The sequence below is a fragment of the Stenotrophomonas sp. SKA14 genome (assembly GCF_000158575.1).
Lineage (GTDB): Bacteria > Pseudomonadota > Gammaproteobacteria > Xanthomonadales > Xanthomonadaceae > Stenotrophomonas > Stenotrophomonas forensis.
Window position 1 is genome coordinate 4,911,673 of record NZ_DS999412.1, and the last position, 18,750, is coordinate 4,930,422.

General features: G+C 62.9%; 17 protein-coding genes. 10 read left to right on the forward strand and 7 right to left on the reverse strand.

What is annotated here, in order from left to right:
• Nucleotides 1-32 precede the first annotated feature (32 nt).
• Both SSKA14_RS22480 and SSKA14_RS22485 read right to left on the reverse strand, forming a co-directional pair.
• A complete protein-coding gene (locus SSKA14_RS22480) occupies nt 33-932 on the reverse strand; it encodes an HNH endonuclease (protein ID WP_157636009.1) in 900 nt (299 codons plus the stop codon).
• 168 nt (nt 933-1,100) lie between these two features.
• A complete protein-coding gene (locus SSKA14_RS22485; RefSeq protein ID WP_040009068.1) occupies nt 1,101-2,246 on the reverse strand; it encodes a YncE family protein in 1,146 nt (381 codons plus the stop codon).
• A 233-nt stretch (nt 2,247-2,479) separates the two neighbouring features.
• On the opposite strand from SSKA14_RS22485, the gene SSKA14_RS22490 reads away from it, so the two are divergent.
• Together SSKA14_RS22490 and SSKA14_RS22495 are read left to right on the forward strand one after the other, a co-directional pair.
• Nucleotides 2,480-2,905 carry an energy transducer TonB gene (locus SSKA14_RS22490; RefSeq protein ID WP_040009070.1) on the forward strand — a complete coding sequence of 142 codons (426 nt, stop codon included), beginning with the start codon at nt 2,480-2,482 and terminating at the stop codon, nt 2,903-2,905.
• A gap of 454 nt (nt 2,906-3,359) precedes the next feature.
• Nucleotides 3,360-3,728 carry a hypothetical protein gene (locus SSKA14_RS22495; RefSeq protein WP_040009073.1) on the forward strand — a complete coding sequence of 123 codons (369 nt, stop codon included), beginning with the start codon at nt 3,360-3,362 and terminating at the stop codon, nt 3,726-3,728.
• A 261-nt stretch (nt 3,729-3,989) separates the two neighbouring features.
• On the opposite strand, the gene SSKA14_RS23640 is transcribed toward SSKA14_RS22495, so the two are convergent.
• Both SSKA14_RS23640 and aceE read right to left on the reverse strand, forming a co-directional pair.
• Entirely contained in the window at nt 3,990-7,028 is a 3,039-nt protein-coding gene (locus tag SSKA14_RS23640; RefSeq protein WP_008268174.1) for a DEAD/DEAH box helicase family protein, read from the reverse strand.
• 62 nt (nt 7,029-7,090) lie between these two features.
• A complete protein-coding gene (gene aceE / locus SSKA14_RS22500; RefSeq protein WP_008266026.1) occupies nt 7,091-9,778 on the reverse strand; it encodes a pyruvate dehydrogenase (acetyl-transferring), homodimeric type in 2,688 nt (895 codons plus the stop codon).
• A 545-nt stretch (nt 9,779-10,323) separates the two neighbouring features.
• Here aceE and SSKA14_RS22505 point away from each other — a divergent pair.
• Nucleotides 10,324-10,884 carry a PadR family transcriptional regulator gene (locus SSKA14_RS22505; protein ID WP_040009076.1) on the forward strand — a complete coding sequence of 187 codons (561 nt, stop codon included), beginning with the start codon at nt 10,324-10,326 and terminating at the stop codon, nt 10,882-10,884.
• 60 nt (nt 10,885-10,944) lie between these two features.
• Nucleotides 10,945-11,742: a siderophore-interacting protein gene (locus tag SSKA14_RS22510; RefSeq protein WP_008268806.1), complete on the forward strand. Its 798-nt coding sequence runs from the start codon at nt 10,945-10,947 to the stop codon at nt 11,740-11,742.
• A gap of 227 nt (nt 11,743-11,969) precedes the next feature.
• On the opposite strand, the gene SSKA14_RS22515 is transcribed toward SSKA14_RS22510, so the two are convergent.
• Entirely contained in the window at nt 11,970-12,803 is an 834-nt protein-coding gene (locus SSKA14_RS22515) for a hypothetical protein (RefSeq protein ID WP_008268272.1), read from the reverse strand.
• Between the two features lie 150 nt (nt 12,804-12,953).
• Here SSKA14_RS22515 and SSKA14_RS22520 point away from each other — a divergent pair, with 150 nt between their 5' ends.
• Nucleotides 12,954-13,355: a hypothetical protein gene (locus SSKA14_RS22520; RefSeq protein ID WP_008265571.1), complete on the forward strand. Its 402-nt coding sequence runs from the start codon at nt 12,954-12,956 to the stop codon at nt 13,353-13,355.
• Between the two features lie 200 nt (nt 13,356-13,555).
• Here the strand turns inward: SSKA14_RS22520 and SSKA14_RS22525 are convergent, their stop codons facing one another.
• On the reverse strand, nt 13,556-14,272 hold the full coding sequence (locus tag SSKA14_RS22525; protein ID WP_008267283.1) for a YceI family protein: 717 nt from the start codon (nt 14,270-14,272) through the stop codon (nt 13,556-13,558).
• A 75-nt stretch (nt 14,273-14,347) separates the two neighbouring features.
• Complete coding sequence (locus tag SSKA14_RS22530) at nt 14,348-14,938, reverse strand: malonic semialdehyde reductase (protein WP_008268385.1); 591 nt, start codon at nt 14,936-14,938, stop codon at nt 14,348-14,350.
• A gap of 126 nt (nt 14,939-15,064) precedes the next feature.
• On the opposite strand from SSKA14_RS22530, the gene SSKA14_RS22535 reads away from it, so the two are divergent.
• The 5 genes from SSKA14_RS22535 (at nt 15,065) to SSKA14_RS22555 (ending at nt 18,500) form a co-directional block, all read left to right on the forward strand.
• Nucleotides 15,065-16,024, forward strand: coding sequence for a mitochondrial fission ELM1 family protein (locus SSKA14_RS22535; protein WP_040009079.1), 960 nt, complete (start codon nt 15,065-15,067; stop codon nt 16,022-16,024).
• Nucleotides 16,025-16,178: 154 nt separating this feature from the next.
• Nucleotides 16,179-16,406 (forward strand): hypothetical protein, encoded by a 228-nt coding sequence (locus SSKA14_RS22540; RefSeq protein WP_008266793.1) that lies wholly within the window; start codon nt 16,179-16,181, stop codon nt 16,404-16,406.
• Between the two features lie 48 nt (nt 16,407-16,454).
• A complete protein-coding gene (locus SSKA14_RS22545) occupies nt 16,455-17,306 on the forward strand; it encodes a DUF2145 domain-containing protein (RefSeq protein WP_008267187.1) in 852 nt (283 codons plus the stop codon).
• 35 nt (nt 17,307-17,341) lie between these two features.
• The gene (locus SSKA14_RS22550; protein WP_008267321.1) at nt 17,342-17,857 is read left to right on the forward strand and encodes a hypothetical protein; all 516 of its coding nucleotides are present in this window, start codon (nt 17,342-17,344) and stop codon (nt 17,855-17,857) included.
• An 82-nt stretch (nt 17,858-17,939) separates the two neighbouring features.
• A complete protein-coding gene (locus tag SSKA14_RS22555) occupies nt 17,940-18,500 on the forward strand; it encodes a queuosine precursor transporter (RefSeq protein ID WP_040009082.1) in 561 nt (186 codons plus the stop codon).
• Nucleotides 18,501-18,750: the final 250 nt, after the last annotated feature.

Sequence of the window (18,750 nt, forward strand, 5' to 3'; positions counted from 1 at the left end):
TGGCACATCTGAAGATGTGCCATTTCATTGCACTACCTGCCAATCAATCTTTCCCGATGCTCGCTCAAGTAACGCATCTGCTCCGCGTTGAACGGCTTCGGCGCGATCTTTTGTTCCAATGCCCACTCCGCACGAATTCCATCCGGCAGCGCCTCACTGAAGATCATCACACCATCATCAGTGAAAGAAATGAGCCAGCGGTCGAATAGTCGATCGATATGCGGTGCAAGCATCAGTCCGTTGTTGCCGTCGAGGCGTTCGCGGTTATCGCTCTCGGACCAGCGCTTGATGTGACTGGCGATAAGGAAGTTTGGGTTCGTCGTTCCCGTTACACGACACATCGGTTCGATATCGCGCACGTTGCTGCGGAACTTGCCCTGGCCAACGCGCGCGTTGATCAACTGCTTCTTCTGTGTTGTTGAGAGCGTGGCATCGTTCTGAATCGAACGAATCGCACTAGAGACCGGCACATCCTCTTGCCACTGACGAAGCTCCTCGCGGTCGGTCTTCAACAGGTTAAGAAGGTCGTCCGCCATCCCCTCTGGCACGGGGCACAGATACGCCTCATTGGCCTTTCCGCTTGGCTTGATGGGTGCGTACTTGTAGGGCAGATGCTGCCCTAGCAGATCCATGTGATTGCGCACTTCAAGCGGGACTTCGACCAGCTGGTACTGCACCGGCACCATCCAGCCGTCATTGTTCCAATCGCTGTCGGCAGTCTTGAAGCTCTCGGGGCGCGCCATTTCGGCATGCGCCCCGCTCACGATAGCGAGAGCCCTGATCTGCTTGTCCGCAAAGGCGAAGATCACGTCGCCTGGCCGCGCTAAGGTCATGTTCTCGTAGAAGGCACTGCGATGGCCGTCGGTCTTTTTCTTTGGCGACCACAGAAAGCCTCCCTTTGCCGAGGCTTCAAAGGTCTTCTTCTGGTTCACCCACCAGTACGCCATCCCTGCTTCCCCCTGTCTCATCTAATTGACCCGGCCTATTGGCCTTAGAGACGGGATAGTACCTTTCGATGTCGCAATCGGCACGCTTTTGCCGAGTATAAAGAAGGCAGGGGGATGCCCTGCCTTCGCTACGCCGTAGTGCTGCGGAATGCCTTACAACTGAATCCGCGCCACGCTCTCGTCAGCGCCCTTGTCGTCCTTCTCGCCGTTCTTGATGCTCACGAACAACACGTTGTTCTTCGCATCCAGCGCCAAGCTGTTCGGGTGGGTCGGCACCTTGTAGGTGGCCACCTTCTGGTAGCTGTCACTGTTGTACGCCGTCACCGTACCCGCCTCGCGGTTGGTCACGTACAGGCGCTTGCGCGGTGCATCCAGCAGGATGCCCAGCGGACCGGCATCGGTCGGGATGCTGGCCAGTTCCTTGCCGGTGCTGCGGTCGAGCACCAGCACGCGCTGGCCCGGGTGCTTGCTGACAAGGCCGCTGCTCTTGGCCTGGTAGCCACGCAGGAATTCCGAGCCCTGGTCGGTCACGAACAGGCGCTTGCCGGCCGGGTCCAGCGCGATGTTCATCGGCTGCTCGGCAGCGATCTTGTGCTGGGCCACCACCTTGTTCGAATCGGTGCCCACCACCACCAGGTCGGCCAGCAGGTTGCTGGTGTAGACGCGCTTGTTGGCCGCATCCAACGCCAGGCCCGGCGCCTTGGCGTTGCCCAGGCCGTCGATGGTGTTGATCACCTTCAGCGTGGTGGTATCGATCACGAACAGCACGCTGCTCACGTCCGGCTGGCTGCTGTGGCCGGTCACGTACAGGCGGTTGCCGGCGCTGTCCACCACCAGCTCGCGCAGGTCGTGGGTGTAGGCGGCCTTGCCGTCCTTGCCGGTCTTCTTCTCCATCAGCTGGATGGTGCCGATGGCCTTGTTCTGCGCGGTGTCGACCACGGTCACCGACAGGTCCACGGTGTTGCCCACGTACAGACGGTTGTGGGCGTCGTCCAGCACCACGCCGAACGCCTTGCGCTCCAGCGGGATGCGGGTTTCCACGGCCAGCGTGGCGGGGTTCAAACGCAGCACCTGGGCCGGGCCGGCGTCATCGCCGAAGCCACCGGACGAGGCCACGAACACGGCGTTCTGTTTCGGGCTGTAGGCCAGTTCGTACAGGCCCTTGGCCACGGCCTGGCGCTGCACAGCGGTGCTGGCACTGGCGGCGGGGGCGTTATCGGCGAACGCGGACGGCACGCCAAGGCTGAGCGAGACGGCAAGGGCCAGGGCGGCCGAGCGGAGAGCGGAATGAGGGAACATGCGAGCATCCTTGAAAGGGCACGGGAGGGTGTCCTGGCTCGCTGGGCCGTACTGCGACGGCCCGCTCCGGCGCGGTTTGCGCGGGGTGGGCTGGCTGGGTTGCGGGGGGAATGTTAACAGGTGGGGAGCGTGGCGTGCGTCTGCGCACGTATGGCAGGCGCGCGGATTGGGCATTCAGATCGCTGCGTGGAGGCGGACGCTATGCTGTTGCCGCACCGGAATGGAAGCCACGCATGCCCCGTTTGAACGCCGCCCTGGCACTGACCCTCGTTCTGATGCTGATGGGCGCTGTGCCTGCCATGGCCATGGATACAGACCCACGTATTTCCACGGAGGTGTTTGTAGAGGCCGGGGACAACCCCACCTTCAAACTGCAGCAGGCGCCTGCGGTGGTGTATTCAACAGCACCGGTCACTGCCGCCGATACGTTGCCGCAGTTTCCCTTGCAGGTGCTGTTGGTGGCTCAGCTGGATGAGCTGGGCCACGTGTCCAACGTGATGGTGGCGCGGTCCAGCGGGCGGCGGGAGTTTGATCGTGCGGCGCTTGATGCGGTGGATGAGTGGCGCTTCGATCCGGTCGTGGTTGAGGGCGTCGCGAAGCATGCGCGGGTTCGGGTGCGTTTGATCTTTACGCCGGAGTCCGAGGCGCCCGCGGCCTGAACCACTGATCCAGTCTGTCGTAACTGGCCCTACATCGCGGCCTTGGCTGCGGGCATTTCTGTGCTTGGGGTCAAAAACGCCAAGCCCTTCAAGACCATTGCGGCGCAATCGCTTGATGGCTTAACACCCTGTGCGACAATGCCGAAAGCGTCAGGACTGGCACTCGCCGGTTCTGGAGTTTCTTGGCATTTGGCAGCTGCGCGGGTATCTCTTGGCGTGCCACCGAAAAAGGGTGGCGCGGGACTCGAAAACCCGTTTCTGTACCAGCTGTATGCGCTTTGCCAGCCGGCGTCACCTTATTGTGTGGCGTCGGCTGGCAATCCGTTCGCGTTCTATGGCGGGCGGTGCGTGGGGGTCTCCGGACCCGCCGGTCTGGTACTTACCGGTTTTCGAGCCCGCACCGTCCGCCACCTTTATTGGTGGCGCTGCTTTCTGTCCTGTACGGAGCATTGCCATGAGCGCAACGAAACTACCCGGTGTGAACACCCGCCGCGATCCGGCCAACACCGATCACGAGAAAGATTCCTCCGCCTATCCCCTTGGATTTGTCGCCAACCTGCATCGCATTGGCGCGGGCGCCGCTGCTGATGGGCAGCCCTGGCCCGAGCGCAACCTGAGCCTCGGGCGCAGCATGCAGATGGCTGATGCGGACTGCGCGCTGGGCGGCCTGCGTGTGGTTGCGGAACTGATGCTGGCGGCGGAGCGCACGCGGCAGAACGGCACTGACGAGGAATACGTGGGTGATCGGGTGATGGAGGGGTTGAAAATGGCGTGCGTGGCGTTGACAGTGATGGCGAGTGAGCGAGTGCAGGGGCGCGAGTAGCACGTGTGCATGAGCGGCCTGCTCAGATAGTTGAGGCAGGCCAACTACTGAGATTGCCGCTACGCACAGCGGGTGGGGCCAATGGGGGAGAGACGTTGTCATTCAATCCGCAATTTCAGGCATCACCAACAATCCGCGCTCTCGATCCAAAAGGGGCCATTTGCTATTTATCTAAGAGTTCGAGTCAGCTTCCCATCCGCTATTTTAGACTAAATGCGACGGGAACATAAAATTAATTATCAGTTAATTGAATACGCAGCACTAAGGGGAGACAATCACCCTAAGCTCGACGTCATTTGCACTGCATGTGGCCGCCCAGGAGTCCATCAATTGGTAAGCCTGAAGAGACTCAGCGTTCGCTGAAGAGCCTTTCGCCAACTGTCTCTTGAAACTAGAGAATGAGAATGAATTGGCAGCGACAATCCAAGCCTCCTTCCTGCAAGCGGGCGATCTTCGACGCTCCGCAATTATGGAAATTGCTTTTTCTAGTCTAGCCTTATACGCCTGATTAGATGCCGGTAGAACGACGTTTTCGCCAAGCCTCTTCAGAACTCGGAGTCGCCGAGAAATCTTATAGGTCGCGCCAGGGCTGGGCCAAGGGGATGGCAGAAGCGCCGCATTTCCAAAGGGAAGATTCGTATCTGACGTTATGAGATATTCGATATTCTTGACTGCCTGACTACCAACCTCTGCAAGCGCCCCTGCCGAGGATCGTGGCCGTACGGAGTCACCACACTTCGCATGAATATAGCAAAGAAGGCGAGGTGATGAAATTATGAAATCCGCAGCTTCCGTACCCATATCGCTGCAGATAACGATGTCAGCATCCGCAATCATCGCCTGTAGTGACCTGTACTCTAGAGACGAATACCTAGCATGGGGACCTTTTGCGAGACTGTCGATGATGTCGAATACCGAGTTCTGATCGAACTTTTCGTTCAACGTACCGACATACTCTCCCTGCTTTACCTCCCCCTTCTCCGTCAATCCAAGAGCCTGCAATTCAGGAAGAGGGAAGAAGATTCGCCTCATTGTCGTAGTCTCCAGATCAAACCCCACTAATGTCGGGAGAGAGGATCTGTAGAATTTTCCGCCCACATAGGACACTCCGCCAGCAAATAATATTTTTACTTCACAGCGATTTAAATAATCGATGAAGTCACTTTCGGGCGCCCCCATCACGGCCATAGAGATAGGATGCTTAGACGAGAATATTATTCTCTCCTCGTCGCTACTGTAGGCCATTGAAACCTTGACTCCGGCCAGCCTAAAATTCCAGGAACTGACTTCTACGTACTCAATGCCAGCAACTACTTGGCCGCGACTGCTACCCTGCACCAGATTTGCGGTACCGGCCAGCCCACTGAAATCAAAAGTCGCGGAGACGGGATCTCCACTCAGCTCGGCTGCGATAGGCAGAGCATATCCATTTATTGCAGGGCTCAGCTGGGTCACTTTGTTTGATATGACTGATGCCACTTCATCCAGCCATTCAGACAGAGTTTCCAGGCTGAACGAATGGTGCTTCTGATCGGCCACTCGCCCAGATGCCGCACTCAAGTAGTAGCTACTCTCGACGCGGTCTGTCGCGTCCACATTAACAACCTTAGTTACGGACAGCGCATAGCTAGCAGTGGCCTGCCCATTAGGCGCAGCGTTCAGGTCTGGACTTATCTGGGATACACGCTCCGGTCGACTACGCGACGTACCAACGGCCCTGGCATGAGTTTCTTTCACTCTGACGGATTTTCCCCGCGTGGAAAGACTAAGCAATCTTTGCACTTCCACAGGCTGCATCGTCTGAAGTTCGATATCATTGGCGTGATTTATCGAACGGCTGTCATAAACAGCCAATAGATCCCCTACAACCTTAGCGATTGTGACATGCAGCGAGGGCTCAAAGAATAGACAACTCTTCAAATACTTTGAGTTATCAAACTTGACAGACAGAATTACATGGAAGCCGTACAGTGAAAGGCAAAGACGGGAAAGCTCACCCTCACGCCGATATCTCCATAACAAGGTGTCCACAAAAGATTCAATCGTAAATTCACTCTCTACAGACAGGAAGCAAACCGACGCCATTGGAACTACAACGTCCTTATCAACATCGATCGATTGAATATCAAACTTTCTCTTAAAAGTGGAACCGAGGTAAGTCACATCTGGAAATACATTCAGATAGCTTTCGATGAGGCTAGCGATGTCCAAGGACCTCACGAACTTCGCCCAAGCAGCCGGGTCGGAAATATAACGATCAAACTCCTTGTAGTTCTCCCAAAGCCGCTGATTACTTCCGGTGGCACAATCGAGAACCAGTGGCCTTACTCCTTTGAACACCCTAACTACTCGACCAACTGTCTGAACTAGCTCTCGCCCACTGGCTATCGGATAAGTGAGGATACAGAGTTTAGCACTGGGCAGATCAACCCCCTCATCCAGCTTCCTTTGATGCACGATGACCTGAAATTCAAGATCTTTAATATCCTTAGGAACATCACTCAATTCACCGAGAGAGATATTGCTTTTAAAACGCTCGTGAATCGCGAGTACCGAAAGGCCTCTTGCGACCATCGTCTTCTTGAACGCAAGCACATCCTCAAAGTTCTTTGTCTTAACAATCACCTTTGCAATCGGGTTTAATTTAATGAAATCCTTAACCCTTTCAGACAGATCATGATATCCACAAGACTGGAACTCAGGATCCACAATTACTCCATCGCTCACAGCATCACGGAAGGTGTAACAGAAATTCTTATCCTGACCAACATTGAATTGAAATAGGTCATTACGATACGGAGTCGCAGTAAGAATTACTTTGTGGCATTCAAAACTACGGACCAGGGCACCCCATTTTGGCGCAGGCTCCGCATGACCTTCGTCAATAATGACAAGAGAGCATCTCGACTGAAGATCTCTCAGTCTACCCTCCTTCATTCGCAGTAGTTTTTGGAAGGTTTCCACATAAATTGAGGAATCTCCGAACTCGTCATCAATGTCTTCGACATCCCGCAACCTGCTCACCGAAATTGATCGGTCAGCAAAAAACCCCCCAGATACCTGCTCAGTAAGTTGATCGCAGACAGCCACCCGGGGACTAAGGATAAGAATTACGCCGACCTTCTGCGATTGCGCCAGAGTGGCAATCAATCCTGACTTTCCGGCGCCGGTCGGCAACACGGCTAGAAAAGACTGCCCCCCATGCGGCGCGTCGAGATATTCCTTAATCTTCTCAAAGGCTGCGCGCTGTGCATCCCTTAGTGTCGCGAGAACTCGCGACTGTTCTTCCGTGCTGAACATCCGATCTTCCTCGTGGCAAGTACTAAAAAAAAGGCGGCCATTCGGCCGCCTCTTCTGTCTAATCAAACCCCAACAGGGTTAGCCTTCTCCGGATCAATCTTGTACTGCTTGATCGCCCGGGCCACATCCTTCGCGGTCATCTTCCCCTCCTTGGCCAGCGCCGCAATCGCGGCATGCGCGATGTAGTACCGGTCAACCTCGAAGAACCGACGCAGGTTCGCACGCGTATCCGAACGGCCAAAGCCATCGGTACCCAGCACGGTGTACGACATCGGCACGAACGCACGGATCTGGTCCGCATACGCACGCACGTAGTCGGTGGCGGCAATCGCCGGGCCCTGGCGGCCTTCCAGCAGCTCGGTCACGTAGGCCTTGCGCTGCTCACCTTCCGGATGCAGGCGGTTGGCACGCTCCACGTCGAAACCATCACGACGCAGTTCGTTGAAGCTCGGGCAGCTCCAGATATCGGCGGTCACGCCGAAGTCCTTGTCCAGCAGCTCGGCGGCGGCAATGGCTTCGCGCAGGATGGTGCCCGAACCCAGCAGCTGCACGCGCAGCTCGCCCTTCTTCGGCTTGCCGGCGTCGGTCAGCAGGTACATGCCCTTGACGATGCCTTCGGCCGCGCCTTCCGGCATTTCCGGGTGGGTGTAGTTCTCGTTCATCAGGGTGACGTAGTAATACTCGTCCACCTGGTCTTCCATCATGCGCTTGGTGCCGTGCTGCAGAACCACCGTCACTTCGAAGCCGAAGGTCGGGTCGTAGCTGCGCACGTTCGGAATGCCACCGGCCACCAGATGGCTGAAGCCATCTTCGTGCTGCAGGCCTTCACCGTTCAGCGTGGTGCGGCCGGCGGTGCCACCCAGCAGGAAGCCGCGGGTACGCATGTCGGCGGCCTGCCAGGCGATGTCGCCCACGCGCTGGAAGCCGAACATCGAGTAGTAGATGTAGAACGGCAGCATCGGCACGTTGCTGACCGAGTAGCTGGTACCAGCGGCCATCCACGAGCTGATCGCGCCCGGCTCGCTGATGCCCTGCTGCAGCACCTGGCCGCTCTGGTCTTCGCGGTAGAACATCAGCTGGTCGGCGTCCACCGGCTTGTACTTCTGGCCGAACGGCGCGTAGATGCCGATCTGGCGGAACAGGCCTTCCATGCCGAAGGTACGGGCTTCGTCGGCCACGATCGGCACGATGTGCGGGCCCAGTTCCTTGTCACGCAGGGTGATGTTCAAGCTCTGCACGAAGGCCATGGTGGTGGAGTAGCTGCGCTCGCCGCTGCTCTTCAGCAGGCGGTCGTAGGCTTCCAGCTTCGGCGCCACGAAGGTCTTGTCGGCCTTGCGGCGGCGCTGCGGCAGGTAACCGCCCAGCGCGGCACGGCGTTCCTGCAGGTACTGCACTTCCGGCGAATCCGGGCCCGGGTGGTAGAACGGCACCTGGCCGTCGGCCAGCTGCGCGTCGGTCACCGGAATGTTGAAGCGGTCGCGGAAGTGGCGCACCGCTTCGTCGTCCAGCTTCTTGGTCTGGTGGGTCGGGTTCAGCGCTTCACCGGCGCTGCCCATGCCGTAACCCTTCACGGTCTTGGCCAGGATGACGGTCGGCATGCCCTTGGTGTTCACGGCCTGGTGGTAGGCGGCATACACCTTGTGCGGGTCGTGGCCACCACGGTTCAGGCGCCAGATGTCGTCGTCGCTGAGGCCGGCGACCATCGCAGCGGTCTCCGGGTACTTACCGAAGAAATGCTCGCGGGTATACGCGCCGCCGAAGGCCTTGCAGTTCTGGTATTCGCCGTCGACGGTTTCCATCATCAGCTTCTTCAGGACGCCGTCGCTGTCCTTGGCCAGCAGGACATCCCAGTAGCCGCCCCACAGCAGCTTGATCACGTTCCAGCCGCCGCCACGGAACACGCCTTCCAGTTCCTGGATGATCTTGCCGTTGCCGCGCACCGGGCCGTCCAGGCGCTGCAGGTTGCAGTTCACCACGAAGATCAGGTTGTCCAGGCCTTCACGGCCGGCCAGCGCGATGGCGCCCAGGGTTTCCGGCTCGTCGCTCTCGCCGTCGCCGATGAAGCACCACACCTTGCGGTCGGACTTCTCGATCAGGCCACGGTTTTCCAAGTAGCGCATGAACTGCGCCTGGTAGATGGCGGCCAGCGGGCCCAGGCCCATCGACACGGTCGGGGTCTGCCAGTATTCCGGCATCAGCCACGGGTGCGGGTACGAGGACAGGCCACCGCCGTCCACTTCCATGCGGAACTTGTCCAGCTGCTCTTCGCTGATGCGGCCTTCCAGGAAGGAACGCGCGTAGATGCCCGGGGCGCTGTGGCCCTGGATGAACAGCAGGTCGCCCGGGTGGTTCTCGCTGGGGGCACGCCAGAAGTGGTTGAAGCCCACGTCGTACAGGGTGGCGCCGGAGGCGAACGAGGCGATGTGGCCGCCCAGGTCACCCGGCTTGCGGTTGGCGCGCACCACGGTGGCCATCGCGTTCCAGCGGATGATCGAACGGATGCGCCATTCCAGCTCGGCATTGCCCGGGCTCTTGGCCTCGAGCTGCGGCTCGATGGTGTTGACGTACTCGGTGGTGGGAGAGAACGGCAGGTAGGCGCCCGAACGACGGGTCAGTTCCACCATGCCTTCCAGCAGCTGATGCGCGCGCTCGGAGCCCTCGACATCAATAACGGCCTTCAACGACTCGATCCACTCCTGGGTTTCCACAGGATTCGGGTCGTTGTTCAGCACCTCGTTCAACCAGTTCATTAGCGCTCCCATAACCGCACGCACGCGCGCGACTGTTGTATAGATTTCTAGACCGCAAAGTGTAGCGCACCAAGGGCTTTCGTCACTTGGCTACGCAGGCGTATGGATGCAACCGGCCAGTGTCCGCAAGGGGCTTGCAAGGGCCCGTGATGGCCCTGCGGCGGGCCTTGGCGGCTGCGCGGGCTGTCGCTTGCGGGCCGCTGCGGCCATGTGCAGGACGCAGTGTTACCGCTGCCGATGACGGTTGTAGGGCAACTCTGGAGCCACCGTAGGTGCGGCCCGGGCCGCGGTACTGAACCGGCGACAACATGTCGCAGCCGCCTCTGGACCGCTGCGGGGATCGGGCCCAGCGTGGGCCGCGAGTGATGGGCCTTGCGGCCCTGCTCCCTTCCACAGTACCGCCGGGGCGCCCTGCAAGGGGCGCCCCTTTTGCTGTGCGCGCGGCTGGCCGTGGCCCAAAACGGGATTGCTTGTGGCCGGATCGATGATTGCCGGCTTCGATATATCGATATATCGTTTGCACACTCGTTTACCGATATATCGAAATGAGCCGTACCCCCTCTCCCAGAGCCCGCTCCACCGATCCGGCGGTGCCGCGCCGCAACGGCCAGCCGCGGGTGCTCAGCCGTGGCGACCTGCGCCTGCTGGTGCTGGCCCTGATCGGCGAGCAGCCTCGCCATGGCTACGAGCTGATGCAGCTGATCAGCAACCAGTTCATGCAGGCCTACACGCCCAGCGCCGGCACCATGTACCCGCTGCTGGCCAACTTCGAGCAGGCCGGCTGGATCGAGGCCGAGGAAGTGGACGGCAAGCGGATCTTCCGCATCACCGCCGCCGGCGAGTTCGAGCTGAAGGTGCAGCGCACCCAGGTGCGGCTGGCGCAGCGACGCGCCTTCGACCGCGCCCGCGAGATCACCAAGGCCTCGCTGCCGCCGCCGCTGGCCAGCGCCCTGCGCGAGTTCAAGCGGGCGCTGGTGCACCACCACGGCCGCTGGGCCGAGGGCGAGGCGGACGAGGTGGCGGCGCTGCTGACGCGGGCTTCGGCCCTGCTGAACGGTACCGCCGGTAGCGAGGTATCACCGACTTCAACGACCCAGCCAGACTGACTCCAGCCAGGTCCTCCCCCATGCCGCGCGCCCCCGCGCGACCCTTTTACAGGTATCCCCATGACCGAACACAACAACACGCGCCTGCGCCTGGATGTGCGCTTCCGTGAACTGACCGTGCTGCGCACCGAGGAAGTCACCCCGCACATGCGCCGCGTGGTGCTGGGTGGCGACGATCTGGCCGGTTTCGATTCGCCCGGCGCCGACGACCACATCAAGCTGTTCTTCCCCAACAGCAGCGGCGAGATGGTGCTGCCGACCATGACCGCCGAAGGCCCGCGCTACCCGGAAGGCAAGGAGCATTCGCCGGCCCGCGACTACACCCCGCGCTGGTGGGACCACGAAACCGGCGAGCTGGCCATCGACTTCGTGCTGCACGACCAGGGCATTGCCGGGCCGTGGGCCGAGCAGGCGCAGGCCGGCGACGTGCTGGTGATCGGCGGCCCGCGCGGCTCGTTCGTGGTGGCCGACAGCTACGACGCCTATGTGCTGATCGGCGATGAAACCGCGCTGCCGGCCATCGCCCGCTGGCTGGACGTGCTGCCGGACGGCGCCGAGGTGCAGGCCTTTATCGAAGTGAGCGATGAAGCCGAACGCCAGGACCTGCCGCAGTACGAGAACGTGCGCATCCATTGGCTGGAGCGCAACGGCTTCCCGGCGGCCAGCAGCACGCTGCTGGAAGACATGCTGACCGACTTCGAAGCGCCGGACGGCGATGTCTTCTACTGGATCGCCACCGAATCGCGTCGCGCGCGGATGATGCGCAAGTTCATCGAAGGCCACCTGGGCGTGCCGCGCGACTGGATCCGCTCGACCGGCTACTGGAAGGCCCACCCGGACGAAACCGACGGCGATTGACCAAAAGAAGGTGGGTGCGGACCGTTGGTCCGCACACTCTTTGACGGGTAGTGCCGGCCGCTGGCCGGCAACCTCATCAACCCTCGGCAGGAACCTGCAGCTGCCGGCCAGCGGCCGGCACTACCGCGCTGGATGCCACCTGCCGCGCGATGAGTCGAGCGTGGCTCGACTCTACAGGGGGCCATCGGCGGTCGCCTGGGGGTAGTGCCGGCCGCTGGCCGGCAACCTCATGAACCCTCGGCAGGAACCTGCAGCTGCCGGTCAGCGGCCGGCACTACCGCGCTGGGCGCCACCTGACGCGTCCACCCGAAACGCCGCGCGGCCCAGATCTCCAGCGCTACCAGCAGCGCAATGACCAGCAGCGGCAACAGCAGCCCGAAGTACACGCCGGGCATCATGCCGTTGATCTGCGCCTTCACCAGCCGCAGCACGCCCCGCGTGTGCAGCAGCTCATCGACGTGCATGGTCAGCGCCTCACGCACCACCTTGGGTTCCAGGCCGAGCGTCCCTGCCTTGTCCACCAGCGTGTCTTCCACCATGCCGCGCAGCAGGCCCTCGCGTACCTTGCCGATCACCCAGCCGACGCCGCGCGCCAATGGGCCGTTGCCGAGGCGGTCGAGGCCGGGCAGCGGATGCTCGCTGAGGTAGGCCGAGGCCACGATATCGGCGACATCGCCCACCGTGCCCTGGCTGCGCAGGGCCTCGCGCATGCGCGGGTCGTCCAGCGAATCGGTGAAGCCTTCGCTCCAGCCCTCCACCAGGGTCTGCAGGTGCGGCTGGAAATGATCGAGCTGCTTGAACAGCGCGCGGTGCGCGCCGGCGGTGAAGCCGAGCTGCAGGCCGAGGAAGGCGGTGGCCAGCGGCAGCAGCACCACATAGCTGGCCAGCAGCCAGTGATGCCAGCGCGTGCGCCGCTGCAGCCAACCACGGCGGTGCAGCCAGCGCCAGCCGAGGATGCCCAGCGCCAGGCCGAGCAGTGTGCCGAGCACACTGCCGCCCAGCAGATCGAGCAGGCTCAGGCCCGTCCAGAATTCGTTCAACCAGTACTGCGCGTCCTGCATGGGTCTTCCTTCCGTGGGTGAAACAACAGCCTATTGTAGAGCTGAGCCCACGCTCGGCGGCTCCGCCTTCGGTAGGTGCGGACCGTTGGTCCGCACAAGCGGGCCAGCAATGCGACAATCGCGCTCCTTTCCTGCAGCAACGAGGCCCACATGGCCAAACTGACCCTGGCCAGCGTGGATGCGCTGCGTACCCGCTTCGCCGATGACGCCGCCTGCGATGCCGCGCTGGCTGCCTTCGCCGACACCGCCGCCCTGCGTGCGCCGCTGCGTGAGCTGGTGGAAGCGCAGCACCGCTACCTGCAGGCCGAATTCGAAGTGGGGCAGGTGGCCGACGTGCTGCGCCGCGACCAGAAGTACGCACCGGTCGGCCGGCCGTCGATCAACATCGTGCAGCTGCGCAAGCAGCAGGCCGCGACCAAGCAGGCGGCGTTGATCGCACGCCAGGTGGTGGCGCAGGCCGCGCAGACCTTCGTGCGCGTGAGCGGGCTGGCGGTGAAGGCCAAGCAGAGCCCGAGCGAGGCGTGTGCGGCGTGGTTGGGCGCGCTGCGCTGAGGGATCGTGCGGACCAACGGTCCGCACCCACCCAATGCAGGTTGGCACCTACCGGGTAGTGCCGGCCGCTGGCCGGCAACCCCATCGGCATCGGGTTCCTCGCGTGCAGCCGGCCAGCGGCCGGCTCTACCGGAACCCAAAAAAGAAGGCCCGCTTTCCAGCGGGCCTTCTGCCTTCTCACGACGAGTGAGTTGGGTGCATCAAGCGGCCGGCTTTTCGCCGGTGGCTTCGGTGGTGATGCGGATCTTCACTTCATCGCTGACGTTCGGGGCGTAGGCGCCGACGCCGAAATCGCTGCGCTTCAGCGTGGTGGTGGCATCGAAGCCGGCGGCCGGAACCTTGGCCATCGGGTGCTCGCCGCCGCCATTGACGGTGACGTCCAGGGTGACCGGCTTGGTGATGCCCTTGATGGTCAGGTCGCCGGTGACGGTCAGCTTGTTGGTGCCGGCCGCTTCCACCTTGGTGCTCTTGAAGGTGGCATCGGCGAACTTGGCGGCGTCGAAGAAGTCGGCGCTCTTCAGGTGCTCGTCGAATTTGGCGGTGAAGCTGTTCAGGCCGCTCAGCGGCAGCTTCACTTCCACGGTGGACTTGGTCACGTCTTCGGCGTTGTACACCAGGGTGCCTTCAACATTGCCGAAGTGTGCGCTCGGGTGGGAGAAGCCGAAGTGGCTCCACTGCGCCAGCACGTCGGTGTGGCTCGGGTCCAGCTTGTAGGTGCCCGAGGCGATCTTGATCGCTTCGGCAGCCGGGGCGGCAGCGGCAGCATCGGCGGCCGGAGCAGCCGGGGCAGCGGCCTGTTCGGTGGTGGCCGGGGCAGCAGCATCAGCAGCCGGGGCAGCGGTGTCGGCCGGCTTGGAGCAGGCGGCGATGGCCAGGGTCAGGGCCAGCGGCAGCAGCAGTTTACGGGTGGCGCTCATCTGAGGAACTCTCCGGATCGTAGGGTGGGTGCAACAGGGGCCGCCAAGGTGACGGCCCGAAACCGATACAGCGACTTACGCGATGCGCGCCGCTTCGTCGAACGACAGGCGCGGCAGACGCGGGAACAGGCCCGCCGGGTCACCGTAACCCAGGTTGACCAGGAAATTCGACTTGATCGAAGTACCGGCGAAGAAGGCTTCGTCCACCTTGGCCGCATCGAAGCCGGACATCGGGCCGGCATCCAGGCCCAGCGCGCGCGCGGCCAGGATCAGGTAGGCGCCCTGCAGGCTGCCGTTGCGGATGGCGGCTTCGTGACGGCCTTCCTGCGGGCCGTCGAACCAGGACTTGGCATCGGCGTGCGGGAACAGGTAAGGCAGCTTTTCGTGGAAGTCCAGGTCGAAGCCGATGATGACGGTGACCGGGGCGGCCATGGTCTTGTCATGGTTGCCTTCGGACAGGGCCGGGGCCAGCTTGGCCTTGGCTTCCTTCGAGGTGACGAAGACGAAGCGGGCCGGCGTGGTGTTGGCCGCGGTCGGGCCCCACTTCACCAGGTCGTACAGTTCCTGCAGCAGGCTGGCCGGAACCGGCTTGTCGAGGAAAGCGTTCTGGGTACGGGCAGTGCGGAACAGCTGATCGAGGGCAGCAGCGTCGAGCGCGTGGGACATCGGTGGATCTCCAGGGCGGCGAAGGGAAGTCAGTGCCCGCGGGCGGCGCGGGGCGAATCGACGAGCCGCAGTGTAGAGTGTCGCGACTGTTGCAACACCCAGCAGGGCTGAAACGAATTAATGCCAATGGTGAAACGATCGAGCGCACCCTGGACGGTCACTGACGGCCGCGCGGGCAATGTCCGCCAGGCGGTCGCGCTGGCCTCGGCACTGCGCCAAGGCACCCATCGGCCGCTGGTGCTGCAGCCACGCGCGCCGTGGCGCTGGCTGTCGCCGCGGCGGTTGCCCGGCGATGTGAACGGCTATGGCGAGGCCTTCGCGACACTGACCGCCGAGGCGCCGGCGCTGGCGATCGGCTGTGGCCGCCAGGCCGCTGGCGCCCTGCGCGTGCTGCGTGCGCGCGGCAGCCAGGTGGTGCAGATCCTCGATCCGCGCATCAGTGCCCGTCATTGGGATGTGGTGGTGGTGCCCGAACACGACACCCTGCGCGGCAGCAACGTGCTGACCCTGCTCGGCAGCCTCAACCCGGTGGACGATGACTGGCTGGCGTGGGGACGCGCCGCGTTCGCCGGCTTCAGTACCCTGCCCGGCCCGCGCACTGCATTGCTGGTGGGTGGGCCAACACCGCTGGCGCCGTGGGACGAACCCGCGATGGTCGGCGTGTTCCGCGCCCTGGCCGAGCAGATCCGCAGCGAGGGAGGCAGCCTGCTGGCCACCACGTCGCGACGCACGCCACCCGCCTTGGCCGAGATCCTGCGTGCGACCTTCGCCGACCTGCCCCATGTGATCTGGGGCGATGGCGGCGACGGAGTGAATCCGTATGGCGGCCTGCTCGGCTGGGCCAACCGCGTGGTGGTCTCGCCGGATTCGGTGAACCTGCTCTCTGAAGCCTGCGCCACGCGCATGCCGGTGCGGGTGGCACTGGCCGATACCGCGCAGGGACGGCTGGCGCGCTTCCAGCAGCAGCTGCGCGAACGCGGCCGGTTGCAGGAACGCTGGCTGGACTGGCACTACGACCGCATCGAACCACTGCGCGAAACCGCGCGGATCGCGGCCGAGGTGAAGCAGCGCCTGGCATCAAGGTAGTGCCGGCCGCTGGCCGGCAGCGCGGCAAGCATTACCGAAGACTCTGCAGTTGCCGGCCAGCGGCCGGCACTACCCGATCGCCCAGCGCTTTTTGAACATCTCGATGTGCCTGCACGGTTAGAGTCCGGTGTCCCCCCTTGGACTGAACGCCTTCATGCGCACCCTGCTCCTGCTGCCGCTGGCCCTGCTCGCCGCGTGCTCCACGTCGCCCACCGAGCTGGACCCGATCTCCTACCAATGCCAGCAGCAGCTGGACGCGTACCGCGAACAACCGGCGCTGCGCGATCCCAAAGGCCAGCGCCCGCCGTTGCCGGTGGCCCCGATCAGCGACGCCTGCGACAAGGAACTCAAGCGCAAGGGCGTGGACCGCCCGCTGCGCTGACCGGCGTATGATCGGCACGCGGCCCTGACCGCCGTTGAAGGTACTGACATGGATCGTTTCTATCGCCTGCCGCGCGCCGCGCTGCTGACCGCCAGCCTGCTGGCAACCGCAGCGGCCTGGGCCAACAGCACCGAGTGCCGCGAGCGCTACCCCAGCATGGCCGCACAGGCCGCCATGCTGGACGTGGCCTGGACTACCGCCGAACGCCTGGATGCACTGCCCGATGTGGATGTGGTGGTGGCCGCGCGCGGTGGCCAGGACCTGAGCCGCTACGGCCTGCGCCACAGCCACCTGGCCTTCCTGCTGCGCGAGGACGACGGCCGCTGGCGCGCGATGCACCTGCTCAACCGCTGCAAGACCGACAGCTCGCAGCTGTACCACGAGGGCCTGGGCAACTTCGTCGGCGAGAGCGGTGGCCATACTGATCTGCGCATCGGCGTGCCGTCCGCGCCGCTGCGCGCGGCACTGCGGGCGATGCTGGTATCGCCCTCGATCCAGCCAAAGGCGCTGCACGAGACGAAATACAACGTGGTCGCCTATCCGTTCGCCACCGACTACCAGAACTCCAACCAGTGGGTGCTGGAAGTGCTGGCCGCGGCGATGGCGCAGAGCGAAGGTGCACCGGCCATCGTCAAGCGCGAACAGGCGCAGCAGTGGCTGCGCCAGCAGAAGTACCAACCCAGCGTGCTGCACATCGGCCTGGGCAAGCGCGTGGGTGCGCGCCTGTTCGTGGCCAACGCCACCACCACCGATCACCCGGCCGGCGAACGCATCTCCGGCAACTACTCGGTGGTGACGGTGGAATCGGTGTTCGACTTCCTGCACCAGCGCAGCCAGCTGCAGCAGGAACTGGTGATTCCCCATGTGCCGGTGGCCGGTGCGGCCGCGGCCACCCCGTGAATTTCATCCCCTTTTTCTGGCGACCAGGAGGTCCCATGTTCCGTTGCCTGCGCGTTCCTGCCTCTGCCCTGCTGCTTTCCGCATTGCTGGTGCCCACCGTCCAGGCGGGCGCTGCGCCGCAGTTGAACAGCAGCCAGGCCAGCGTGATCGTGACCTCGTTCGTGGTGCTGTCGCTGCCGATGGCGGCCTCGATGGGCCTGTCGGAACTGTCCAAGGCGCCCTTCAAGGCCAGCGAGCGCAACGGCAAGGCCACCCGCACCAAGGCGGTACCGTTGCCGCCGATGGAAGTGAAGAAGGTGGAGACCACGCCGGAGGGCGAGCGCCAGGTGCAGCTGCAGGTGCCGGACAAGGCCGACCATACGGCCACCCTGCGCTGGACCGTGCAGCCAGAGGGCGAAAACCCGACGGCCGCCTTCGTGGTGGGCCAGCAGGTGCATTTCGACCCCACCGAGGCCGGCGCCGGCTGGAACGTGAAGAGCGCACAGGGCCAGACCCTGGCGTACGTGCCGACCGCGTATGCCGCTGGCGATGTGATGAGCGAAGCGCTGTAAAACTGAACGACCGGTTTTGGATTTGCCGCGGGCCGGGCGGATAATGGGCGATCCCCCCCCCCCCTGGTTCCCCTGGCTCGCCATGTCCGTGCGTCCTGCCCCTGTGTTTGCCCCGCTGACCCCGCGCGCCCTGGTGCTGGCGGTGCTGGCGATGGGCGCGGTGGTGCTGCTGTCCAACGTACTGGTGCAGTACCCGATCAATGACTGGCTGACCTGGGGCGCCTTCAGTTATCCGGTCGCGTTCCTGGTCAGCAACCTGATCAATCGCCGCTTCGGCCCGGGCCCGGCCCGCCGCGTGGCGTGGATCGGTTTCCTGGTGGCGGTGCTTCTGTCGATCTGGGTGGCCACGCCGCGCATCGCCATTGCTTCGTGCTCGGCGTTCATCGTGGCACAGCTGCTGGACATCACCGTGTTCGATCGCCTGCGCCGCGGCAGCTGGTGGCGCGCACCGATGGTAGCCACCACCTGCAGTGCCACCGTGGATACCACCATTTTCTGGTCGATCGCGTTTGCCGGTTCCACCCTGCCGTGGGTGAGCTGGGCCGCCGGCGACCTGGCGGTGAAGCTGGCGATCGGCGTGTGCTTGCTGGCCCCGTTCCGCGCGCTGCTGTGGAAGATGGCGCCGCTGCGCGCCACCAGCTGACCGCACTTCTCTGGTGGGTGCCAACCTTGGTTGGCACTTTGCATTCGTGCCAACCAAGGTTGGCATCTACCAACAGCGGGTCATCGCCGGGCCGTTGCTCTGGTAGGTGCCAACCTTGGTTGGCACGCTGTTGCCGGGGTCATGAACGCTGGTGGATTGTGCCAACCAAGGTTGGCACCCACCAGAAGCGGGGTATCGGCGAGGCCATTGATCCGGTGGGAGAAATGATTCGGTGGGTGCCAACCTTGGT